General features: G+C 74.1%; 20 protein-coding genes. 11 read left to right on the plus strand and 9 right to left on the minus strand.

Annotated elements, in window-relative coordinates; translation table 11 throughout:
* Positions 1-201: 201 nt before the first annotated feature.
* Positions 202-897 (minus strand): GntR family transcriptional regulator, encoded by a 696-nt coding sequence (locus ACPXCS_RS14580; protein ID WP_425951708.1) that lies wholly within the window; start codon positions 895-897, stop codon positions 202-204.
* 170 nt (positions 898-1,067) lie between these two features.
* On the opposite strand from ACPXCS_RS14580, the gene ACPXCS_RS14585 reads away from it, so the two are divergent.
* From ACPXCS_RS14585 to ACPXCS_RS14605, 5 genes are read left to right on the plus strand one after another with little or no spacing between them, the layout of a single operon-like run.
* Positions 1,068-2,369, plus strand: a complete 1,302-nt coding sequence (locus ACPXCS_RS14585) for an MFS transporter (protein WP_425951709.1) — start codon at positions 1,068-1,070, stop codon at positions 2,367-2,369.
* Entirely contained in the window at positions 2,366-3,193 is an 828-nt protein-coding gene (locus ACPXCS_RS14590) for a putative hydro-lyase (protein ID WP_425951710.1), read from the plus strand. The genes ACPXCS_RS14585 and ACPXCS_RS14590 overlap by 4 nt, the downstream gene beginning before the upstream one ends.
* Positions 3,194-3,210: 17 nt before the next feature.
* On the plus strand, positions 3,211-3,969 hold the full coding sequence (locus ACPXCS_RS14595) for a LamB/YcsF family protein (RefSeq protein WP_425951711.1): 759 nt from the start codon (positions 3,211-3,213) through the stop codon (positions 3,967-3,969).
* A complete protein-coding gene (locus ACPXCS_RS14600) occupies positions 3,966-4,583 on the plus strand; it encodes a 5-oxoprolinase subunit B family protein (RefSeq protein ID WP_425951712.1) in 618 nt (205 codons plus the stop codon). The genes ACPXCS_RS14595 and ACPXCS_RS14600 overlap by 4 nt, the downstream gene beginning before the upstream one ends.
* Positions 4,580-5,449 (plus strand): biotin-dependent carboxyltransferase family protein, encoded by an 870-nt coding sequence (locus ACPXCS_RS14605; protein ID WP_425951713.1) that lies wholly within the window; start codon positions 4,580-4,582, stop codon positions 5,447-5,449. Before ACPXCS_RS14600 ends, ACPXCS_RS14605 begins: the two co-directional genes overlap by 4 nt.
* A gap of 197 nt (positions 5,450-5,646) precedes the next feature.
* Here the strand turns inward: ACPXCS_RS14605 and ACPXCS_RS14610 are convergent, their stop codons facing one another.
* The 5 genes from ACPXCS_RS14610 to ACPXCS_RS14630 form a co-directional block, all read right to left on the minus strand.
* Positions 5,647-6,525 carry an SGNH/GDSL hydrolase family protein gene (locus ACPXCS_RS14610; protein WP_425951714.1) on the minus strand — a complete coding sequence of 293 codons (879 nt, stop codon included), beginning with the start codon at positions 6,523-6,525 and terminating at the stop codon, positions 5,647-5,649.
* Positions 6,522-7,700, minus strand: a complete 1,179-nt coding sequence (locus ACPXCS_RS14615) for a glycosyltransferase (protein ID WP_425951715.1) — start codon at positions 7,698-7,700, stop codon at positions 6,522-6,524. Before ACPXCS_RS14615 ends, ACPXCS_RS14610 begins: the two co-directional genes overlap by 4 nt.
* Positions 7,697-8,824 carry a glycosyltransferase family 4 protein gene (locus ACPXCS_RS14620; RefSeq protein ID WP_425951716.1) on the minus strand — a complete coding sequence of 376 codons (1,128 nt, stop codon included), beginning with the start codon at positions 8,822-8,824 and terminating at the stop codon, positions 7,697-7,699. Before ACPXCS_RS14620 ends, ACPXCS_RS14615 begins: the two co-directional genes overlap by 4 nt.
* 187 nt (positions 8,825-9,011) lie before the next feature.
* Positions 9,012-10,430, minus strand: coding sequence for a HEAT repeat domain-containing protein (locus ACPXCS_RS14625; protein ID WP_425951717.1), 1,419 nt, complete (start codon positions 10,428-10,430; stop codon positions 9,012-9,014).
* Positions 10,431-10,730: 300 nt separating this feature from the next.
* Positions 10,731-11,123, minus strand: coding sequence for an ankyrin repeat domain-containing protein (locus tag ACPXCS_RS14630; protein ID WP_425951718.1), 393 nt, complete (start codon positions 11,121-11,123; stop codon positions 10,731-10,733).
* Between the two features lie 296 nt (positions 11,124-11,419).
* Between ACPXCS_RS14630 and ACPXCS_RS14635 the strand changes: the two genes are divergently transcribed.
* Both ACPXCS_RS14635 and ACPXCS_RS14640 read left to right on the plus strand, forming a co-directional pair.
* Positions 11,420-11,614 carry a hypothetical protein gene (locus tag ACPXCS_RS14635; RefSeq protein ID WP_030843336.1) on the plus strand — a complete coding sequence of 65 codons (195 nt, stop codon included), beginning with the start codon at positions 11,420-11,422 and terminating at the stop codon, positions 11,612-11,614.
* A gap of 52 nt (positions 11,615-11,666) precedes the next feature.
* The gene (locus ACPXCS_RS14640; protein ID WP_425951719.1) at positions 11,667-13,592 is read left to right on the plus strand and encodes a hypothetical protein; all 1,926 of its coding nucleotides are present in this window, start codon (positions 11,667-11,669) and stop codon (positions 13,590-13,592) included.
* 51 nt (positions 13,593-13,643) lie between these two features.
* Here the strand turns inward: ACPXCS_RS14640 and ACPXCS_RS14645 are convergent, their stop codons facing one another.
* Positions 13,644-15,143, minus strand: coding sequence for a PLP-dependent aminotransferase family protein (locus tag ACPXCS_RS14645; RefSeq protein ID WP_425951720.1), 1,500 nt, complete (start codon positions 15,141-15,143; stop codon positions 13,644-13,646).
* Between the two features lie 64 nt (positions 15,144-15,207).
* Between ACPXCS_RS14645 and ACPXCS_RS14650 the strand changes: the two genes are divergently transcribed.
* From ACPXCS_RS14650 to ACPXCS_RS14665, 4 genes are all read left to right on the plus strand, one after another.
* Complete coding sequence (locus ACPXCS_RS14650) at positions 15,208-15,897, plus strand: YczE/YyaS/YitT family protein (protein WP_425951721.1); 690 nt, start codon at positions 15,208-15,210, stop codon at positions 15,895-15,897.
* Positions 15,894-16,661, plus strand: coding sequence for a glycerophosphodiester phosphodiesterase (locus ACPXCS_RS14655; RefSeq protein WP_425951722.1), 768 nt, complete (start codon positions 15,894-15,896; stop codon positions 16,659-16,661). The genes ACPXCS_RS14650 and ACPXCS_RS14655 overlap by 4 nt, the downstream gene beginning before the upstream one ends.
* A gap of 49 nt (positions 16,662-16,710) precedes the next feature.
* Positions 16,711-18,057: an MFS transporter gene (locus ACPXCS_RS14660; protein ID WP_425951723.1), complete on the plus strand. Its 1,347-nt coding sequence runs from the start codon at positions 16,711-16,713 to the stop codon at positions 18,055-18,057.
* A 266-nt stretch (positions 18,058-18,323) separates the two neighbouring features.
* Complete coding sequence (locus ACPXCS_RS14665; protein ID WP_003977404.1) at positions 18,324-18,698, plus strand: RNA polymerase-binding protein RbpA; 375 nt, start codon at positions 18,324-18,326, stop codon at positions 18,696-18,698.
* Positions 18,699-18,798: 100 nt separating this feature from the next.
* Here ACPXCS_RS14665 and fxsA read toward each other — a convergent pair whose 3' ends face one another.
* The gene (gene fxsA / locus ACPXCS_RS14670; RefSeq protein WP_425951724.1) at positions 18,799-19,377 is read right to left on the minus strand and encodes an FxsA family membrane protein; all 579 of its coding nucleotides are present in this window, start codon (positions 19,375-19,377) and stop codon (positions 18,799-18,801) included.
* An 83-nt stretch (positions 19,378-19,460) separates the two neighbouring features.
* Complete coding sequence (locus tag ACPXCS_RS14675; protein WP_425951725.1) at positions 19,461-20,264, minus strand: polyprenol monophosphomannose synthase; 804 nt, start codon at positions 20,262-20,264, stop codon at positions 19,461-19,463.
* Between the last annotated feature and the right edge of the window lie 504 nt (positions 20,265-20,768).

Below are 20,768 nucleotides of genomic sequence, written 5' to 3' on the forward strand. Positions count from 1 at the left end.
CAACCACCACCGCTGCCACACCGCACTCGGCGGCAAGCCACCGATCAGCCGCGTGAACAACGCTCCGGGTCAATACAACTAGGTCCTGGGTCTGACATCGGCCCAAACGACGCGGTGCGCCTCTCCGGAGACGCCGGGCGGGGCGGCCCGCACATCCTCACCGGCGCCCGGCTTTCGGCCGTCCTCACCGGCGCCCGGCGTTCAGCCGTCCTCGCCGACGCGGCGGCGGTACACCTCCACGACCCGTTCCAGCGAATCGTCGAGGTATCCGGCGAGCAGGTGCTCGGCCCGCGCGCGGTCTCCGGCCTGAAGGGCCTGGAGAATAGCGACATTTCGCGCTATGTAGGGTTCGTGCAGTGGCTGCGGTTCGTCCACCACGTGGAAGGCGAGGCGCAGTTCGGCGAAGACGCTGCGCATCAGCTCGGCGGTGCGCTCGCTCGCGGCCAGCGCGACCAGTTCCCGGTGGAAGTGGATGTTCGCCGTGCCCACCGCCTTCCAGTCGCCGTCACGGGCCGCCCGCTGCCCCTCCTCGACGGCGCCGGCCAGCCCGTCGAGGCCGTACGGCGGCTCTCCCAGGCCCCGCACCACGGCGCACTCGACCAGCCGCCGGGTGCGGTAGATGTCCTCGACGTCCTCCACGGTCAGGACCCGGACGAAGACGCCCCGGTTCAGCTCGTGGACCAGCAGGCGTTCGTGGGTGAGCAGCCGGAACGCCTCGCGCAGCGTGTTGCGGGAGACCCCGAGCGCCCCGCCGATGCTGTCCTCCGACAGCCGCGTCCCGGGCGGGAAGTAGCCCTCGGCGATGCGGCTCCTGAGGATGTCCGAGACCCGCTCGGCCGTGCTGGTGCGCCCCAGGAGAGCCCGGTCGTCGGCGAGGTCCTTCAGCTGCTCTGCCATGCCGGAATTCAATCGCAGATCCCAAGAACGAACCAACATGGGTATTGAGGGATCGTTGAACAATCCTCTACGGTGCTGTGCACGGCGCCGCTCCCGCACCGCGGCGCCGACGGCTTCCGCACGGCCCGCTCACCTCCAAGCACCCTCCGTCCTCCCTCTGCGAGGTGCCCATGAGCACGACCCCTCCACCGCAGGCACTGACCGGCACAACGCGCCCCGGGCCCGCCGGACCCGCCCCGGACGACGGGGCGTTCGGCTGGCTGCGGGCCCTGGGCCCGCGCGGCCGCCGCGCGTTCGCCGGCGCCTTCGGCGGCTATGCGCTGGACTCCTACGACTACTTCACGCTGCCGCTCAGCATGGTCGCGCTGTCGGCCTACTTCGGCCTGAACAGCGGCCAGACCGGTCTGTTCACGACCGTCACCCTGGTGGTCTCCGCGGTCGGCGGCGCACTGGCGGGCGTCCTCGCGGACCGCATCGGCCGGGTCAAGGCCCTGATGATCACGGTGATCACGTACGCGGTCTTCACCGTCGCCTGCGGCTTCGCGCCCAACTACGAGACGCTGCTGGTCTTCCGCGCCCTGCAGGGCCTCGGCTTCGGCGGCGAGTGGGCGGTCGGGGCGATCCTGGTCGCCGAGTACGCGAGCGCCAGGCACCGGGGCCGTACGCTCGGCGCGATCCAGAGCTCGTGGGCGGTGGGCTGGGGCATGGCCGTGATCGCCTACACCGTCATCTTCTCGCTGGCCGGCGACGACCTGGCCTGGCGCATCATGTTCTGGACCGGCGCGCTGCCCGCGCTGCTCGTCATCTGGTTGCGGCGCAGTGTGCACGACGCGCCCGAGGCGACCGCGGCCCGCGAACAGAGCTCGGAGAAGGGCTCGTTCAAGGCCATCTTCAAGCCGGGCCTGCTGCGGATCACGCTCTTCGCCGGACTGCTGTCGACCGGTGTCCAGGGCGGCTACTACACGCTGGCCACCTGGGTACCGACGTATCTGAAGACCGAGCGCGACCTGTCGGTCGTCGGCACCGGCGGCTACCTCACGTTCCTCATCTCCGGCGCCTTCATCGGCTACCTGACCGGCGGTTACCTCACCGACAAGCTGGGCCGGCGGCGCAACATCTGGCTCTTCGCCCTGCTGTCGGCGCTGTGCATCCTGGCGTACGCGAACATCCCGAGCGGCGCCAACACCCTGCTGCTGATCCTCGGTTTCCCGCTCGGGTTCTGCATGTCGGCGATCTTCAGCGGCTTCGGTTCGTACCTGAGCGAGCTGTACCCGACGGCGGTGCGCGGCACGGGGCAGGGCTTCACGTACAACACCGGGCGCGCGGTGGGTGCCGTGTTCCCGACGACGGTCGGTTTCCTGGCGGACAGCTGGGGCGTGGGCGGCGCGCTGGTCTTCGGCGCGATCGGCTACGGCATCGCGGCGCTGGCGCTGCTCGGGCTGCCCGAGACGCGCGGGAAGGAGCTCACGTGAACCGCACGAGCGCCGGGGACCGTCCGGTGGTCCTGGTCGACGAGCACGCGCGCGCCTGGAGCCCGGCCGCGGCCCGGGCCCGCTTCCGCGACGGCCTCACCGGCCCCACGGCCGGGGTCGCGGGCGGCCACACCCAGGTCAACCTGATCTCGGTGCCCGCGGACTGGGCCTACGACATGCTGCTGTTCTGCCAGCGCAACCCCAAGCCGTGCCCGGTCCTCGACGTCACCGACGCCGGCTCCTGGACGACCGTGCTCGCCGAGGGCGCCGATCTGCGCACGGACCTGCCGCGCTACCGGGTGTGGCGGGACGGCGAACTGGTCGACGAGCCGACCGACGTGCGCGCGTACTGGCGCGAGGACCTGGTGTCGTTCCTCATCGGCTGCAGCTTCACCTTCGAGTGGGCGCTGGGCGAGGCGGGTGTGCCGATCCGCCACGTCGAGCAGGGGCGCAACGTCCCGATGTACGTGACGAGCCGGCCCTGCCGTCCGGCGGGGCGGCTGCACGGCCCCATGGTGGTGTCGATGCGGCCGGTGCCGCCCCGGCATCTGGCGGCGGCGATCCGGGAGAGCAGTCTGCTGCCCGCGGTGCACGGCAGCCCGGTGCACTGCGGCGATCCCGCAGGGCTCGGCATCGCCGACCTCGCCCGCCCCGACTTCGGCGACCCGGTGGACACCGAGCCGGACGACATCCCGGTGTTCTGGGCGTGCGGGGTGACCCCGCAGGCCGCCGTCATGGCCTCGCGGCCGCCGTTCGCCCTCACGCACGCCCCGGGGCAGATGTTCCTCACCGACGCCCGCGACGAGCAGTACCGCGTGGCCTGACAGGAGACACTGGATTCATGGCCTGCATCGACCTGAACGCCGACCTCGGCGAGGGCTTCGGCCGCTGGCGGCTCACCGACGACGAACGGCTGCTGTCCGTCGTCACCAGCGCCAACGTGGCCTGCGGCTTCCACGCCGGGGACGCGGTCACCATGCGCCGGGTGTGCGCGCTGGCGGCCGAGCGCGGGGTGCGCATCGGCGCCCAGGTGTCCTACCGGGACCTGGCCGGGTTCGGGCGGCGCGCGATGGACGTGCCGCCCGCCGAACTCGCGGCGGAGGTCGCCTACCAGATCGGCGCGCTGGAGGTCTTCGCCCGCGCGGCCGGCTCCCGCGTGTCCTACGTCAAACCGCACGGCGCGCTCTACAACCGGGTCGTGCACGACGAGGGGCAGGCCGCCGCGGTGGTCGACGGCGTGCTCCTCGCGGACCCCGCGCTGCCCGTCCTCGGCCTGCCCGGCTCGCGCCTGCTGGAACGGGCGGGGAAGGCGGGGCTGCCGGTCGTCACGGAGGCGTTCGCCGACCGCGCCTACACCGACGCGGGCACCCTCGTGCCCCGCTCCCGGCCGGGCGCGGTGGTCACCGACCCGGACGCCGTCGTGGAGCGCTCCCTGGGCCTGGCGGCCTCCGGTGCGGTCGTCACCGAGTCCGGGGCGCGCATCGCGGTGCGCGCCCGGTCCCTGTGCCTGCACGGCGACACGCCCGGCGCGGTGGAGCTGGCCCGCCGGGTCCGGGAGCGGCTGGAGTCCGCGGGCGTCCGGGTGGAGGCCTTCGCATGAAGGTGCTGCCGGTCGGTGAGGACGCCCTGCTCGTCGAGGTCGCCTCGGGCGACGAGGCCCAGGCCCTGCACGCGGAGCTGCTGCGGCGCCGCGCGGAGGGCTCGCTGTCGGCCCGCGAGATCGTCCCGGCGGCCCGTACGGTCCTCCTCGACGGCCTCGACGCACCGGCCCGGGTGGCCGCCGAACTGACCGCGGCCGACCTGCCGCCCGCTCCCCCGCCCGCGCGCGACGTGATCGAGATCCCCGTGCGCTACGACGGCCCGGACCTGGCCGACGTCGCCGCGCACTGGGGCGTGCCGGAGCCGGAGGTGGCGCGTATCCACGCGGGCACCGACTTCCGGGTCGCCTTCTGCGGCTTCGCACCGGGCTTCGGCTACCTCACCGGCCTGCCGCCCCGCTACGACGTGCCGCGCCGCGCCACCCCGCGCACCGCCGTCCCGGCCGGTTCGGTGGCCCTGGCGGGGCCGTACACGGGTGTCTACCCGCGCTCCTCGCCGGGCGGCTGGCAGCTGATCGGCACCACGGACGCCGTGCTGTGGGACCACGCGCGCGTGCCGGCCGCGCTGCTGTCGCCGGGCGTGCGCGTGCGGTTCGTCCCCGAGGCGGGATCATGACGGACCGCGCGCTCGCCGTCGTACGCGCCGGGGCCCTCACCACCGTGCAGGACCGGGGCCGCCCGGGGCACGCGCACCTCGGCGTGCCCCGCTCCGGTGCGCTGGACGGGCCGGCGGCGGAGCTCGTCAACCGGCTGACCGGCAACCCGCCCGGGGCGGCCGTGCTGGAGACGACCCTCGACGGCTGTGCCGTGCGGCCCCGTTCGGCCGTCACGGTGGCGGTGGCGGGCGCGCCCTGCCGGGTCACGGTGGACGGACGGCCCGCCCCCTGGGGCGCGCCGGTGCGGGTGCCGGGCGGTGCGCTGCTCGACATCGGACCGGCCCGGTCGGGGGTCCGCGCCTACCTGGGCGTCTCGGGGGGCATCGCCGTCGAGGCGGTGCTCGGCAGCCGGTCGACCGACCTGCTGTCCGGGCTCGGCCCGCCGCCCCTCACGGACGGCACGGTGCTGCCGCTGGGCCGGCCCTCGGGCGTGCACGCGCGCGTGGACGTCGCCCCGCAGCCGGCCCCGCCGGCCGAACTGGTCCTGCGGGTGACCCTCGGCCCGCGCGCGGACTGGTTCACGCCGGAGGCGGTCCGGACCTTCGTCTCGCGCGCCTACCGGGTCTCCTCCGCGAGCAACCGCATCGGCCTGCGCACGGACGGGCCCGCCCTGGAGCGCGGCAGGGCCGGGGAACTGCCCAGCGAGGGCATGGTGCTGGGCGCCGTGCAGGTCCCGCCGGACGGCCGCCCGGTGGTGTTCCTGGCCGACCATCCGACGACCGGGGGTTACCCGGTGATCGCCGTGGTCCGCCCCTCGGATCTCCCGGCCGCCGCCCAGGCGAGGCCCGGCACCCCGGTCCGCTTCGTGGCCGTACGGCGCCGCTGACCCGTGTCACACCGGCAGAGCCCCGGCACCTGCCGGCGGTCCCGGCGGCCGCACGACCGACGACCTCGCCGGGACGCCCACCTGCCGCGGGTAGCAGCTGCTGCCCGCGGGAACGCAACCCCCGAACCGCCCGCCGGCCGGGCCCGGTGGACCGACGGGGGCGCCCCGACCACCGGGAACCCGGCAGCGGGGCACGGTCAGGCCGCGTCCGGCTGTTCCGCCCCCGACAGCGTGGCGAGGGCCGCGGACACCGCCGCCGAGGCCCGCAGATCCAGCCGGGCGCTGGTGCCGCGGGCGCGGTGGCGGAGTTCGTCGGCGGCCAGGGTCAGCAGCTGGGGCAGCAGGTCGGTGCACCGGCGGGCCACCCAGCCGGTACCGGCCGTGGCCAGCCACCACAGGCTCGCCGACCTCGTCGGGCCGGGCGACTCCGGCTCGGGCGACGGCGCGGATCCGGTGGCGAGGCCGTGCCCGGCGAGCAGCGCGTGGAAGCGCAGGGCGAGCTGCCGGTGCCCCCGCTCCCCGGGGTGCAGCCGGTCCGCGCTCCACATGGCACGGTCGGTGGTCCAGTCGCCCTCGCAGGCGTGCAGGTGCAGCGCCCCGTAGCGGTCGGACAGGGCGTGCACCACCGTGTTCACGGCCCGCTGCCGCCGGGCCAGGGGACGCGCCAGCGCCCCGGGCAGCCCGAGCATCGTCCCCGGGTCGGGCAGGCAGGCCGTGAGCAGGACCGCGCCCTGCCCGGCGCAGGCCGCGTACACCCGGTCGAGCCGGGCCGCCACAGCCCGTATGTCGAAGGTGCAGCGGAGGGTGTCGTTGACGCCGACGACGACGGACACCAGGTCGGGCCGCAGCTCCAGCGCGGTGGGCAGCTGCCGCTCCAGGACGTCCCCGGTCTGTGCCCCGCTCACCGCGAGGTTGGTGAACCGGACGGTTCCGGTCCCCAGCCCGGCGGCGAGCAGCGCGGCCCAGCCGCGCCACCCGTCGCCCACCGGGTCCCCCACCCCCTCGGTCAGCGAGTCCCCGAGGGCCACGAAACGCAGGGACCCGTCGCGCCCTCCCGCGCCCCGCGCGGGTCTCATGCCACGCCCCCGGGCACGGACGGCCGCGCGGGAACGGCCGCGTCGTGGGCGGCGAGGAACGCGTCGACCGCCGCGTGCCACCCGAAGCACTCGGCACGCGCGCGTGCCGCCTCACGGCGGTCCGCCTCCAGGCGTTCCAGCAGCAGGTCCACGGCGTCGGCGAAGGCCTCCCCGCGGTCCGCGGCGACGGCCCCGGCGGAGCCGATCACCTCCGGCAGCGCGGACGACGCGCTCGCCACCACGGGCGTGCCGCAGGCCATGGCCTCCAGCGCGGCGAGCCCGAAGGTCTCGGCCGGTCCGGGTGCCAGGGCGACGTCGGCGGACGCCTGGAGCGCGCCGAGCAGGGCGCGGTCGCGGAGGTGCCCGAGGAAGGTGACCGGCAGGCCGCTCTCCCGCGCCCGCTGTTCGAGCCGCGGCCGCAGGGGGCCGTCCCCGGCCACCACCAGCACCGCCCGGCGCCCGCGCCGCCGCAGCGCCTGCAGGGCGTCCAGGGCCGTGCCGGGCCGCTTCTCCACGGACAGCCGCGAGCACATCACCAGCAGCGTCTCGTCCTCGCGCGCGTGCCGCGCCCGCAGGCCCGGGTCGCGCAGGGCCGGGTGCCGCTGCACCAGGTCGACCCCGAGCGGGGCCCGGACGACGTTGCGCGCCCCGATCCGCACGAACTCCCGCTCGGCGAACTCGGTCGTGCACACCACGCGCGCGTACGTGTGGGCGGTCCGGACGTTGAGGGCGTCGGCGGCACGCCGGGCGGCCCCCTCGGGCAGGCCCCAGGTGCGCAGGACGCCGTCGGCCGTCTCGTGGGAGACCATCACGGCCGGGATCCGGGCGCGCCGCGCCCACTTGCCGGTCCACCGCAGGGTCGTGCGGTCGGACACCTCCAGCCGGTCCGGCGCGAGTTCCTCCAGCAGCCCGGCCACCCGCCGCCTGTCGGTGAGGACGCGGTAGCCGCCGGTCCCGGGCAGCAGCGGACCCGGGAGGGTGATGACCCGGCCCTGCTCGGTCTCGCGGTCGCTGGTCCGCTCGCCGGGGACCACGAGGACGGGCTCGTGGCCCGCCTCCCGGTAGCCCCGGCCGAGTTCGCGCAGTGCGGTGCGCAGACCGCCGGAGGCGGGGGCGACGAAGTTGGCGAGGCGGACGATCCGCAGGGAGCGGCCCTCGACGCGGTTCGCGTTCATGCCGCCACCGCCGTCCGCCGCCCGGCGAGCACGTTCGCGTAGTGCCCGATCAGCCGGTCGCCGACGGCCGCCCAGGTGCGGCCCTCGACGGTGGCGCGCCCGGCGGCGCCGAAGGCGGTGCGCAGCGCGGGTGCGGCGGCCAGGGTCCGCACGGCCTCCCGTACGGCGGCCGCGTCGCGCGGCGGCACCAGGAACCCGGTGTGCCCGTGCGCGACGAGGTCGAGCGGTCCGCCCGCGGCGGGGGCCACCACGGGCAGGCCGCTGGCCATGGCCTCCTGGACGGTCTGGCAGAAGGTCTCGAACGGGCCCGTGTGCACGAAGAGGTCCAGGGAGGCGAAGACCCGGGCGAGGTCGTCGCCGGTGCGGCGGCCGAGGAAGACGGCGCCGGGCAGCGTCTGCTCCAGCGAGGGCCGGCTGGGTCCGTCGCCGACGATCACGACCCGGACGCCGTCCAGGCCGCAGGCGCCGGCGAGGAGTTCGACCTGCTTCTCGGGGGCGAGCCGGCCGACGTAGCCGACGATCAGCTCGCCGTTCGGGGCGAGTTCGCGGCGCAGCGCCTCGTCGCGGCGGTCGGGCCGGAACCGTTCGGTGTCGACGCCGCGCGGCCACAGCTCGACCCGGGGCACCCCGTGGGTCCGCAGGTCGCGCAGGGCCGCGCTGGAGGGGGCGAGGGTGAGGTCGGCGGCACCGTGGACGGAGCGGATGCGCCGCCAGGCCGCGGCCTCCCCGGCGCCCATGTAGGTGCGGGCGTATCCGGCCAGGTCGGTCTGGTAGACGGCGACGGCGGGGATGCCGAGCCGGGCGGCGGCGGCCATGCCGCGCACCCCGAGGACGAAGGGGCTGGCCAGGTGGACGACCTCGGTGCGGTGCTCGACGAGGGTGGCGGCCAGCCGCCGGCTGGGGAGGGCGACGCGCACCTGCGGGTAGCCGGGGAGCGGGAGGGAGGGGACGTGGACGACGGGGCACGGCGCGGACCCGTCGGGCTTGTTCCCCGGGGCGGGGGCCGGGGCGACGACGACGGGGGCGTGACCGCGATCGACGAGGTGCCGGGCGGTCTGGAGCGCGCAGTGGGCCACGCCGTTCACATCGGGGGGAAAGGATTCGGTCACGATGACGACACGCATACCGGTGTTGTCGCCGGGCTGGACGTGGCCGCGTCAACGTCGATCTTTCCGGCCGAGGAACGTCCCATGAGCGTTGCGATGCGCACCCGCGCAGGTCAGGCCGTGTCCATGCCCTCCTGACCCGCGAGCCACCGCACGTTCATCTCGGTGGCCTGATGCGGCCCTGGCAGTTCCTCCTGGAGGGGGGTCACACGGCGGTTTCCTCGGGGCCGATCCGGCTGCGTACGGCCGTCTGGACCTCGGCCTCCTCGGCGGGGTCTGCGGCGAGGCGGCGCAGGCGCTCGACGACGCGGGCGTCTCCGGTCTCGGCGTGCCGGGCGGCGATTTCGCGGGTGGTCTCCTCGCAGTCCCACAGGCATTCGACGGCGAAGCCCGTGGCGAAGGAGGGGTCGGTGGCGGCGAGGGCGCGGGCGGTGCGGCCGCGCAGATGGGAGGAGGCGGTCTCGCGGTAGACGTGCCGCAGGACGGGGGCGGCGCAGGCGATGCCGAGCCGTCCGGTGCCGTCGACGAGGGTCCACAGGGTCGGCGCGTCGGGTCCTTCGCCCCGTACGGCTTCCCTGAGGGCGGCGAGGACCAGGTCGCGGTCCTGGGCTCCGCCCCGGCAGGCGAGGACGCGTCCGGCGGCGGCGCCGAGGGCGTCGGGCCGCCGGACCCAGCCGCGCGCCCGGTCGACGGCGGCGAGGGAGCGCATCCGCTCGAAGGCGTCGACGGCGGCTTCCCCGACGACCGTCGAGCCGGTGGCCACGGCGCCCTCGATCAGGTCGAGGGCGTCGGGATCGTTGCCGTCGGCGAGATAGCGCAGGGCGGTGCACCGGGCACCGTCACCGCCGTCCCGCGCCGCGCGGACGATCTCGGCCCGGTCCTCGGGTCCCGCCACCGCGGTGAGACAGCGGGCGGCCGGGACGTGCAGCGCGGCGCCGCGGTCGAAGCCCTGCTGGGCCCATTCGAAGACGGCCTGCACGCTCCATCCGGGGCGGGGTCCCGAGGGGCGCATCTGCCGCTGCCAGCGGTCGAAACAGCCGGCTTCATGGGCGGCACGCACGCGTGAGGCGACGGATTCGCGGGGGTCCTCGGCCCACAGCCGCCACGGCCGGGGCTCGAAGGCGTCCCGGACGGCGGCGGCCAGCTCGGCCTCACCCTCCGGATCGGCCGGGAACCGGGCCAGGACGGGGGCGGCGAGGGCGCGCAGGCCCGCGTCGTCGTCCCGCAGGGCCAGCTCGTCCAGGGCCCAGGCCCAGTTGGTGCCGTGGGCGGCGTACCTGCGCAGCAGAGCGAGCGCGTCCCGCCTGCCGTAGGAGGCGAGGTGCCCGAGGACGGCGAGGGTGAGCCCGGTGCGGGACTCGTCGGCGTCGAGGACGTCCTCGGCGTCGAAGAGGTGGGCCTCGATCTCGTCCAGCTCGCCGTTCAGGTCGAGGTAGAGGCGGGCGTAGTAGAGGGAGCGGTTCTCCACCTGCCAGTCGTGGCGGGGATCGCGCAGCACGCAGTGGTTCAGCGCCGCGAGCGCCTCGGGGCGCGGGGCGGTGAGCGCGTGCAGTGTGCCGTCGCCGCGGCCCCGCTGGAGCAGGCCGAGCAGCGTACCGCTGGGCGCTATGACCGGATCGAACATGGGAAACAGCCTCACATCAAGCGTCGACGCAACCGGGGACGTGTACTACCTGGCCGCGCGACAACACGTCGGAGTGCCCGCCGTTTCCTGCTTGCTGTAGACCATCTTCCTCTGCCTCTCGTCGGTGGCCCTTGCGGACCGCGTCACGGCCCGCGCGGTGCGGCAACACCTGCCCAACCATCACGTCCGTGAACCACGTCGTCATGATGACTCGGCACTTCCGTCTGCCGCGACCGAAATTTCGGCGGCCCCGTTCCGCCTCCCCCGTTTCTCGTGTCGTTCCAGGTCAGCCTGGTCGGCCTAGTGCGCGCCGAACAGTTCGAGCAGTTCCGTCCGGCCGAACATGCGGGCCGTGTCGACGGCCGAGGGCGTACCCGCGGACGGGTCGGCGCCGCCCTCCAGGAGGGCCTTGATGACGTCCGTCTCGCCCTTGAAGACGGCCCCCGCGAGCGGGGTCTGGCCCCGGTCGTTCACCCGGTCCGCCTCGGCGCCGCGGGCGAGCAGCGCGCGCACCGCGTCGGAGTGGCCGTGGTAGGCGGCGAGCATCACGAGCGAGTCGCCGCGGTCGTTGGTGAGGTCGGCCGGGACGCCCGCGTCGACGTACGCCACGAGCGCCTCGGTCTGTCCCCGGCGGGCCAGATCGAAGATCTTGGTCGCCAGCTCCACGACCTCGGGGTCGGGGACTTCGGTCATCTGCCGGACCGCCTCTCCATCACGTCTCGTCGAGTGCGTACGCCTGCGCCGGGTGCAGCCGTACGAGTGAATCGCCAGGGTACTGGCTCGCGCGGCACATGACCCGATGTGCCCGAGGTAAAGATCACCACAGTCGTGTCCGGGCGCAACAGCCCGGCTCCACCGGATCAGGGACCACTCCGCCACGCGGGGGAAATCGTCCGAATTTCACCCACTTGCACCTTTTATCGTATGGATACATCCTGTGAGCCTGGAAGTACTCATGGTGACTGTCCCCGCGAACCAGGAGAACTCAAATGATCCTGTCCATCTCAGGCGTGGTCCTGCTCGGCATCGTCGTCTTCATCTTCTTCCGCAAGGACGGCCTGAAGGCCTCCCACGCGGTGGTGGCGATGCTGTTCGGCTTCTACCTGGCGAGCACGGCCATCGCCCCGAGCATCAAGGCGGGCGGCGAGAGCCTGGCGAGCCTCCTCGGCGGCATCAAGTTCTGACGACCCCACTTCCCGTACGCACCCCGCCCGTACGCACCGACTGGAGGCAGCAGTGGCCCGGCGCCCCCTCCCCCGCATTCTGAGCAACGGCAGCGCCCAGCTCGCCCGGAGCCGGGAGCTGGCCCGGACGGCCGCCGACAGCGCCACCGACGTCCTCCACCCGCTGATCACGATCATGCGGGGTCTGCGCCGGCTGGCAGCGGCCGGCCGGCGCAGATGGACCGAGACCCCGAAGGAGAGACGGGGGGCGCTGCTGTTCCTGGTGGCCTCCGTGATCCTCGTGGTGGCCCTGGTGCCGTACGGGCCGCTGCTGGCCGCCATCACCCTGATGGCGGCCGCGGCCTGGCAGGGCCGGGACCGCACTCCGGCGGCTCCCGACGGCCCGGACGAGTCGCAGAGCGAGCGCCTGAAGTCGCTGTACGAGGCGCTCGTGCCGTACTTCTCCGCCGCCGAGGACCCCGAGCCGCTGTACGCGCACGGCGGCGCCTGGGACAAGGTCTTCCCCACCTACGCGTTCGACGGCGGCGGCCGGATCTCCCACCTGGTGGTGCGCTACCCGGCGTACTTCACCGACGGCGAGGCCGAGTCCCGCGCGCGGATCGAGCACCTCCTCGCGGCGAAGTCGGGCCGCGGCCGCGAGTACCACTTCACGTGGGACGAGGAGGGCAACCAGTTGACGCTCGGCGTACTGCAGCCCCTCCCCGTCGACATCACCGCCCAGCCCTTCGTCACCGCTCCCGGCGAGACGGTCCTGGGCTTCACCGACCCGACGCAGGTCCGGCGCACGCTCCCCGTCGGCCACGGCGAACGGCAGCGGGACGTGCCCCCGGTCCTGTGGCGCACGGGCCTGCGCTCCACGGAGCCGCACCTGCTCGTCCTCGGTCAGCCGGGCAGCGGCGTCTCGACGCTGCTGCGCTCCCTGGCGCTGCAGGCCCTCCGGCACGGCGACGTGGTGATCGTCGACGGGGGCGGCACCGGCGAGTACGCCTGCCTGACCGGACGGGACGGCGTGCTGGCCGTCGAGTGCGGTCTCAGCGGGGCGACGGCCAGCCTGGAGTGGGCCGCGTCCGAGACGGAGCGCCGCCTCATCGCCGCCAACCGCGCCCACCAGGCGGGCCATCCCCCGCCGGAGGACACCAAGCGGCCGCTGTGGATCCTCCTGGACCGGCCCACCGCGTTCACCCACCTGGCGGCGGCGGACGACCGCAAGGACCCGCAGTCCCTCCTCCAGGTGCCCCTGCGGCACGGCCGCCCGGCGCACGTCACGGTGGTCGTGGCCGACCAGCTGGACAGCTTCGAGGCCCTCGCGGAGCCGGTGCGCAGGCACACCCGCGCCCGCGTGGTCCTCGGCCCGGCGACGGCCGACCAGCTCCGGTCGGTGCTGGGCGCGCCCCCGCACACCACCCCCGTCGACCAGATCCCGCCCGGCCGCGGCTACGCCCGCCTGGGCACGGGCCCGGTCCACCGCCTCCAGGTCCCGGCCACGCCGAACCCCTTCGACGACGCCAGCCCCGAGGCGCACCGCGAGGCGGTCCTCGCCCTGCTCCCGCCCCGCACGACACCGGCGGACGGGGAGACGGTCCCGGAGCCCGACGGATCCCCCGGCGAGCCGGAGCCGCTGCCCACGGAACAGGAACCGGCACACACACCGGCACAGGCGCAGACGCCGGCACACACACCGGCACAGGCACAAGCACAGGCACAAGCACAGACGCCGGCACCGGCGCCCGTGCAACAGCCGGAGCCCGTCCCGGCCGCGGTGACCGCCGAACCCGCCCCGGCCGCGGCCGCGGTGACCGCCGAACCCGTCCCGGCCGCGGTGACCGCCGAACCCGTCCCGGCCGCGGTGACCGCGGAACCCGCCCCGGTCGCGGAGCCGCAGGAGCCGCGGTCCGCACCGGTGCCGGTCCTCACCAAGGACCCCCTGCCGAACCCGGTCCCGGTGCTGACCAAGCCGACGGATTCCACGCGCGGCTGACCGGCCCGCCACCGGCCGGCCCCTGCACAGGGTGGGGCGTGCGGAGACCCGCTAGGCCACGAAGGTTCGCGGCGCCTCCGTACCCCCCACCCCGCCGGACTCCACCAGTCCCGCCGCCGCGGCCAGCCGTACCGCCGCCTCCTCGGCCACCGCGCCTCCGACGGTGAACGGCAGCCGCACGTATCCCTCGAACGCCCCGTCCACGCCGAACCGCGGTCCCGAGGGCACGCGCACGCCCACGCGCTCCCCCGCCTCCGCCAGCCGCGAACCGGACAGCCCGCCGGTGCGCACCCAGAGGGTCAGCCCGCCCTGCGGCACCTCGAACTCCCACCCGGGCAGCTCGCGGCGCACGGCCGCCACCAGCTCGTCGCGGTTGGCCCGGGCCTGCTCCCGCCGCACCTCCACGGCCTGCTCCCAGCCCCCCGTGCCGAACAGCCAGTTCACGGCCAGCTGCTCCAGGACCGGCGTACCGAGGTCGGCATAGGCGCGCGCCGCGACCAGGCTGCGGATCACGTCCGGGGCGGCCCGCACCCAGCCGATGCGCATCCCGGCCCAGAACGCCTTGCTCGCCGACCCCACCGTGATCACGGTCGAGCCGGCCGGGTCGAAGGCGCACACGGGCCGCGGCATCCGCACCTCCGCGTCGAGCCACAGCTCGCTCATCGTCTCGTCGGCGATCAGCACGGTCCCCGCGGACCGCGCGGCGTCCACCAGCCGCCGCCGCTGGTCCTCGTCGGCCAGGGCCCCCGTCGGGTTGTGGAAGTCGGCGACGACGTAGGCGATCCGGGGCGCGGCGTCCCGCAGGACCTGCCGCCAGCGGTCCATGTCCCACCCGGTGAGTCCCTCGGCCATCGCGACGGGCACCAGGCGGGCCCCGGCCTCCCGCATCAGCTGGAGGATGTTGGCGTAGGAGGGCGACTCGACGGCGATGCGCTCGCCCCGCCCGCCGAAGAGATGGCAGATCGCGTCGATCGCTCCCATCGCCCCGGTCGTCACCATGATCTGCTCGGGCATGGTCGGGATGCCGCGCGCGGTGTAACGCTCGGCGATCATCGCCCGCAGCGCGGGCAGCCCCGCCGGATAGTCGCCGTGCGTGTGGGCGTACGGCGGCAGTTCCTCCAGCGCGCCCTGCACGGCCCGGGTGAGCCAGGGCTCGGGGGCGGGCAGCGCGGCGCAGCCGAGGTCGATCACCGAGCCGAGGGCCTCGGGCGGCAGGGGCTCCAGCCCGCGTGCGGGCAGCGGGTTCCCTGCGGGCACGGCGGTCCAGCTGCCCGCACCCCGCCGCGACTCCAGGAAGCCCTCGCTGCGCAGCGCCTCGTACGCGGCGGCCACCGTCGTGCGGCTGACGGAGAGGGAGAGGGCGAGTTCCCGCTCGGCGGGCAGGCGGGCGGCCACCGGGACGCGCCCTTCGAGCACCAGCAGGCGGATGCCGTCGGCGAGGGCGCGGTAGGCCGGCGGGCGTCGCGTGCCGGGCCCGGCCGGGCGGTCCTGCTGGGAGTTGAGCAGCCGGGCGAGCTGTGCCGCCCCCACGGCCGAGGTCCACTGCGCCATCGGAATCAGTCCACCTTCCCCGGATTGGCCCTGGATGGCCGCTCCATCCACGCCACAGGGTGTCATGCATCAGTCCACCACCACCACACGGGGGCACATCATGGCCACGCGGGGACGCCTCACCCGGCGGCTCGTCCAGCTCTACGCCGGTCTCGCGCTGTACGGCGCCAGTTCCGCCCTGCTCGTCCGGTCCGGGCTCGGTCTGGAGCCGTGGAACGTGCTGCACCAGGGCCTCGCCGAGCGGACGGGACTGTCGATCGGCGTCGTGCTGACGATCGTGGGCGCGGCCGTGCTGCTCGCGTGGATCCCGCTGCGCCAGCGGCCCGGCCTCGGCACGATCTCCAACGTGCTGGTGATCGGCATGGCGATGGACGCGACCCTGGCCCTGGTGCCCGACGCCCACGGCTGGGTGCTGCGCGTCGGCCTGATGATCGGCGGGATCGTCCTGAACGGCGCGGCGACCGGCCTGTACATCGCCGCCCGCTTCGGCCCGGGCCCGCGCGACGGACTGATGACGGGCCTGCACCAGCTCACGGGCGTCTCGATCCGCCTGGTGCGGACGGGCATCGAGCTCACGGTCGTGGCGACCGGCTTCGTCCTGGGCGGCACCGTGGGCATCGGCACCCTGCTGTACGCGCTGGCCATCGGGCCGCTCGCCCAGCTGTTCCTGCGGCTGTTCGCCGTCCCCGCGGCACCCGCCGGCAGCACGGTCGTTGCCACCGGTCAACCGGAAGGAGCGATACTGCGTCCGTGACCCCGCGGATACGCCATCCCTACCTCGACCACCCCGGCCCCCTCGCCTTCGCCCACCGGGGCGGGGCCGCGGACGGTCTGGAGAACACCGTGCGGCAGTTCCGCAACGCCGTCGAGGCCGGCTACCGCTACATCGAGACCGATGTGCACACCACGCGGGACGGCGCACTCGTCGCCTTCCACGACACGACGCTGGACCGGGTGACCGACGGCACGGGCCGGATCGCCGATCTGCCGTGGCAGGAGGTACGGCAGGCGCGCGTGGCGGGGCGGGAGCCCGTGCCGCTGTTCGAGGAGCTCCTGGAGACCTTCCCGGACGTGCGCTGGAACGTGGACGTCAAGGCGGAGGCCGCCCTGCTCCCCTTCCTCGACCTGATCGGCCGGACGGACTCCTGGGACCGGGTCTGCCTCGGCTCGTTCTCCGAGGCACGGGTGGTGCGCGCCCAGCGGCTGGCCGGTCCGCGACTGGCCACGTCGTACGGCACCCGGGGCGTGCTGAACCTGCGGCTGCGCTCCTGGGGGCTGCCGGCCACGGTGCGCCGCTCGGCGGTCGCCGCGCAGGTCCCGGAGGTCCAGTCCGGCATCCAGGTGGTCGACCACCGCTTCGTGCGCGCCGCCCACGCGCGCGGCCTGCAGGTGCACGTCTGGACGGTCAACGAACCCGGGAGCATGCACCGGCTTCTCGACCTCGGTGTGGATGGCATCATGACCGATCACATCGACACGTTGCGCAAGGTCATGGAGGACCGCGGCGTCTGGGTCTGAGACCCCGGGCCCGGCGCCTTCGCGCGTTCACGGGGAAGCGAGGGCACGGGTGGGCACCGACACCCTGCGGACACCGCCCGACGATGGGGCGGATCTCAGACGCGAGCAGCGCGGCTGGTACTTCTACGACTGGGCGTGCTCCGTCTACTCGACGAGCGTGCTCACCGTGTTCCTCGGCCCCTATCTGACGTCGGTCGCCGAGTCGGCCGCGGACGCCGACGGCTTCGTCCACCCGCTCGGCATACCGGTGCGCGCCGGGTCCTTCTTCGCGTACTCGGTCTCCCTGTCGGTGATCGTGGCCGTGCTGGTGATGCCGCTGGTGGGGGCCGCCGCCGACCGCACCGGCCGCAAGAAGCCGCTGCTCGCGGCCGCCGCGTACACGGGTGCCGGGGCGACGACGGCCATGTTCTTCCTGGACGGCGACCGCTATCTGCTCGGCGGCGTGCTCCTGGTCGTCGCCAACGCCGCCCAGAGCGTGGCGATGATGCTCTACAACTCCTACCTGCCGCAGCTCGCCCCGCCCGAGCAGCGGGACGCGGTGTCCTCGCGGGGCTGGGCCTTCGGGTACGCGGCGGGTTCGCTGGTCCTCGTCGTCAACCTGGTGCTGTACACCGGCCACGACGGCTTCGGCCTGTCGGAGGGCATGGCCGTCCGCATCTGCCTGGCCTCGGCCGGCCTGTGGTGGGGCGCCTTCGCGCTGATCCCGCTGACCCGGCTGCGCGACCGCCGGCCCGCCGCGCGCCGGACCGCGGCCCTCCCGGGTTTCCGGCAGCTCGCCGCGACCGTCCGCGACATGCGCCGGCACCCCCTGACCCTCGGCTTCCTGCTCGCCTACCTCGTGTACAACGACGGCATCCAGACGGTGATCTCGCAGGCCTCGGTCTACGGCTCGAAGGAGCTGGGGCTCGGGCAGTCCACCCTGATCGGCGCCGTGCTGCTGGTGCAGGTGCTGGCCGTGGCGGGCGCCCTGACGATGGGACGGCTGGCCCGGAGGTACGGCGCCAAGCGCACGATCCTGGGCTCGCTGGTCGCCTGGACGGTGACGCTCGCGGCCGGATTCTTCCTGCCCGCCGGGGCGCCGGTGTGGTTCTTCGTCCTGGCCACCGGGATCGGCCTGGTCCTGGGCGGCAGCCAGGCGTTGTCCCGCTCCCTGTTCTCCCATCTGGTCCCGCCCGGCAAGGAGGCCGAGTACTTCTCGGCGTACGAGCTGAGCGACCGCGGCATGAGCTGGCTCGGGCCGTTGCTGTTCGGGCTCACCTACCAGCTGACCGGGAGCTACCGGGACGCGATCATCTCGCTGGTGGCCTTCTTCGTCCTGGGATTCGCCCTGCTCGCGAGGCTGCCGGTACGGCGTGCGATCGAAGAAGCGGGGAATCCGGTTCCTGACAGGATTTAGCACTCGACGCGAAAGGGCTGTAGTGTACGCGTTTGGCCTGCCAGGCGTACCGTTACTGCGCGTCAAAGATGCCGAAACGCTGGGTTACATCTGCTAGCAGATGTGACAAACCGGGCGCTGGTGGGTACAACAAGGGCGGCTACGACGGCGACGCATGACCCGGAACGGGACTCGGAACGGGAATCTTTACCGCCGACCGGACGTTGACCGGATGACGACGACAGCGACACCTGTCCTGTGGGCGACAAGCCCGGGAGGCACGATTCATGAGTGAGCGAGCTCTTCGCGGCACGCGCCTCGTGGTGACCAGCTACGAGACGGACCGCGGCATCGACCTGGCCCCCCGCCAGGCCGTGGAGTACGCATGCGAGAAGGGGCACCGCTTCGAGATGCCCTTCTCGGTCGAGGCGGAGATCCCGCCGGAGTGGGAGTGCAAGGTCTGCGGGGCCCAGGCACTCCTGGTGGACGGCGACGGCCCTGAAGAGAAGAAGGCCAAGCCCGCGCGTACGCACTGGGACATGCTGATGGAGCGGCGCACCCGCGAGGAACTCGAAGAGGTCCTCGAGGAGCGCCTGGCGGTTCTTCGCTCCGGGGCGATGAACATCGCAGTTCATCCCCGGGACAGCCGCAAGTCGGCCTAGGTCCCGGCAAGGCCTGGCGGATAGATCAGCGCACAACGGTGACCGCGGGCGCCGTACGAGAGTACGGCGCCCGCGGTTTTGCCGTGCCCTCGCGGGACCGTCAGTGCGTCAGCGGCGGGCGCGGCTGACCGGTGGCACCGCCGCCCGGTTCGTCCCGGACGACCTCGCCCTGGACGACCTTGCCGTCGGGGCGGTACATCCGGGCCTGCTGGAAGGCGCCGCCCAGGGTGCCCGGGTCGACCTCGCGCAGCTTGCGCTCGAAGGTGCGCTCGGCGGAGCGGCTCACGGCCTTCTGCACCGGGGGCAGCAGCAGGAGCAGGCCCACCGCGTCCGAGAGCAGGCCGGGGATGATCAGCAGCAGACCGCCCAGCATCATCAGGCCGTTGCCCTCGCTGTTCGGCCGGGCCGCCGCGGGCATCGCTCCGCTCTGCTGCTGTTGCAGCGTCTCGGAGAGCTTGCGGAAGGCGCGCCGGCCGGCCCGCTTGATGACGACGGAGCCGAGGACGAGGCCCGCCAGCAGGATCAGCAGGACCACGAGACCGCTCGACGCCCCGGCGACCAGCGTGAGCAGCCAGATCTCCAGCACGAGCCATGCCGCGATCCCCAGCGGCAGGAACCTGAGCAGGCGTGAGCGCCGGGGCCGGGCGGGGTGGCTGGGGGTCTGAGCGCCAGTCGTCATGACTCCAGTGTGCCTGGCCCCTGCTCAGCACGGGATAAGGCCCCGATCAGGTGTTCCGGTACGTCGGGCGGGCCCCTCGGGTGCTACGGCCTGGACGGCTTGGCGCCGCGCCCCGTGACCTTGCTGACGCGCTCCCCCACGCCCCACGCCGTGACCCGCCACAGGGCCTCGACGAGGATGTCACGGCTCATCTTGGAGTCGCCGAGCTCGCGTTCGACGAAGGTGATGGGCACCTCGACCACGTGGTAGCCGGCCTTGACCGCGCGGCGGGCGAGATCCACCTGGAAGCAGTACCCCTGGGAGGCGACCTCGTCGAGGCCGAGGCCCTCCAGGGTCTCGCGGCGGAACGCGCGGTAGCCGCCGGTGATGTCGCGCAGCGGCAGGTCGAGGGCGAGGCGGGAGTAGAGGCTGCCGCCCCGGGAGATCACCTCGCGCGACTTCGGCCAGTTCACCACCCGGCCGCCCGGCACCCAGCGCGAGCCCAGCACCAGGTCGGCGCCCTTGAGGGCGGTGAGCAGGCGGGGCAGTTCCTCGGGCTGGTGGGAGCCGTCGGCGTCCATCTCCACCAGCACGCCGTAGTCGCGCTCCAGGCCCCAGCGGAAGCCCGCGAGGTAGGCGGCGCCCAGGCCCTCCTTGCCCCTGCGGTGCAGGACGTGGACGTGGTCGTCCGAGACGGCCAGTTCGTCGGCGAGCTTGCCGGTGCCGTCCGGGCTGTTGTCGTCGGCCACGAGCACGTGCGCCTCGGGGACGGCCTCGCGCACCCGGCCGACGATGCTCGTGATGTTCTCCGCCTCGTTGTAGGTCGGGATGATCACCAAGGCCGTGCCGAGCGGGCCGAACTTCCTCCCCTGGGCCCCCCTCGCGCGGGTGCCGTCGCCGTCGTTCACTGCTGCCCCTTCATGTCCGTACGCAGGGGTCCACCATAGTGGCCCTCGCCTGCGCTGACGTGACAGGACGTTCGAATGGTGGTGTCGAATCGGCGGGACGCGGGCAGGAATGCGCCCCGCGGCGCGCGCGGACGGCGGATGGGGGCCCGGCGCCCTTCGGGCCGACCTGGGATCCGCCGGCTGCGGATCGACCGAAAGCCGTTGTCTACTGAGCGTCCGGGCCCCACCCGGGTCACACCTCCCCGACCGGCCGGAACGCTCCCTCGGCGTCGCGCCGGCCTGAGCCTGGCTCCCAGTGGCGGTGCCCGGTGCGGCACACCGTCCCTGACCCGGCGGCGCTGCGACGAGTGTGCGAACGCTCCCCGGTCGGGCGTCCGGTGGTGGACTCGGCCGAACCTACCGGCCCCCTGCTGCTGCCTGTCAACAGCCTCCTGACCTGCGCTTCTCGCGGCAAGGGCCAGGTCAGTGCGGTGGATGCGCAGGTCGCACGCGCGGGGGTGGGCG

It is taken from the genome of Streptomyces sp. DT190 (assembly GCF_049846985.1).
Lineage (GTDB): Bacteria > Actinomycetota > Actinomycetes > Streptomycetales > Streptomycetaceae > Streptomyces.

Bases quoted from the DNA above. Each gene is read 5' to 3' on its own strand.
- ACPXCS_RS14580 (WP_425951708.1), bottom strand. From the start codon at position 897: ATGGCAGAGCAGCTGAAGGACCTCGCCGACGACCGGGCTCTCCTGGGG.
- ACPXCS_RS14585 (WP_425951709.1), top strand. From the start codon at position 1,068: ATGAGCACGACCCCTCCACCGCAGGCACTGACCGGCACAACGCGCCCC.
- ACPXCS_RS14595 (WP_425951711.1), top strand. From the start codon at position 3,211: ATGGCCTGCATCGACCTGAACGCCGACCTCGGCGAGGGCTTCGGCCGC.
- ACPXCS_RS14600 (WP_425951712.1), top strand. From the start codon at position 3,966: ATGAAGGTGCTGCCGGTCGGTGAGGACGCCCTGCTCGTCGAGGTCGCC.
- ACPXCS_RS14605 (WP_425951713.1), top strand. From the start codon at position 4,580: ATGACGGACCGCGCGCTCGCCGTCGTACGCGCCGGGGCCCTCACCACC.
- ACPXCS_RS14610 (WP_425951714.1), bottom strand. From the start codon at position 6,525: ATGAGACCCGCGCGGGGCGCGGGAGGGCGCGACGGGTCCCTGCGTTTC.
- ACPXCS_RS14615 (WP_425951715.1), bottom strand. From the start codon at position 7,700: ATGAACGCGAACCGCGTCGAGGGCCGCTCCCTGCGGATCGTCCGCCTC.
- ACPXCS_RS14620 (WP_425951716.1), bottom strand. From the start codon at position 8,824: ATGCGTGTCGTCATCGTGACCGAATCCTTTCCCCCCGATGTGAACGGC.
- ACPXCS_RS14625 (WP_425951717.1), bottom strand. From the start codon at position 10,430: ATGTTCGATCCGGTCATAGCGCCCAGCGGTACGCTGCTCGGCCTGCTC.
- ACPXCS_RS14630 (WP_425951718.1), bottom strand. From the start codon at position 11,123: ATGACCGAAGTCCCCGACCCCGAGGTCGTGGAGCTGGCGACCAAGATC.
- ACPXCS_RS14635 (WP_030843336.1), top strand. From the start codon at position 11,420: ATGATCCTGTCCATCTCAGGCGTGGTCCTGCTCGGCATCGTCGTCTTC.
- ACPXCS_RS14645 (WP_425951720.1), bottom strand. From the start codon at position 15,143: ATGGCGCAGTGGACCTCGGCCGTGGGGGCGGCACAGCTCGCCCGGCTG.
- ACPXCS_RS14650 (WP_425951721.1), top strand. From the start codon at position 15,208: ATGCATCAGTCCACCACCACCACACGGGGGCACATCATGGCCACGCGG.
- ACPXCS_RS14665 (WP_003977404.1), top strand. From the start codon at position 18,324: ATGAGTGAGCGAGCTCTTCGCGGCACGCGCCTCGTGGTGACCAGCTAC.
- fxsA (WP_425951724.1), bottom strand. From the start codon at position 19,377: ATGACGACTGGCGCTCAGACCCCCAGCCACCCCGCCCGGCCCCGGCGC.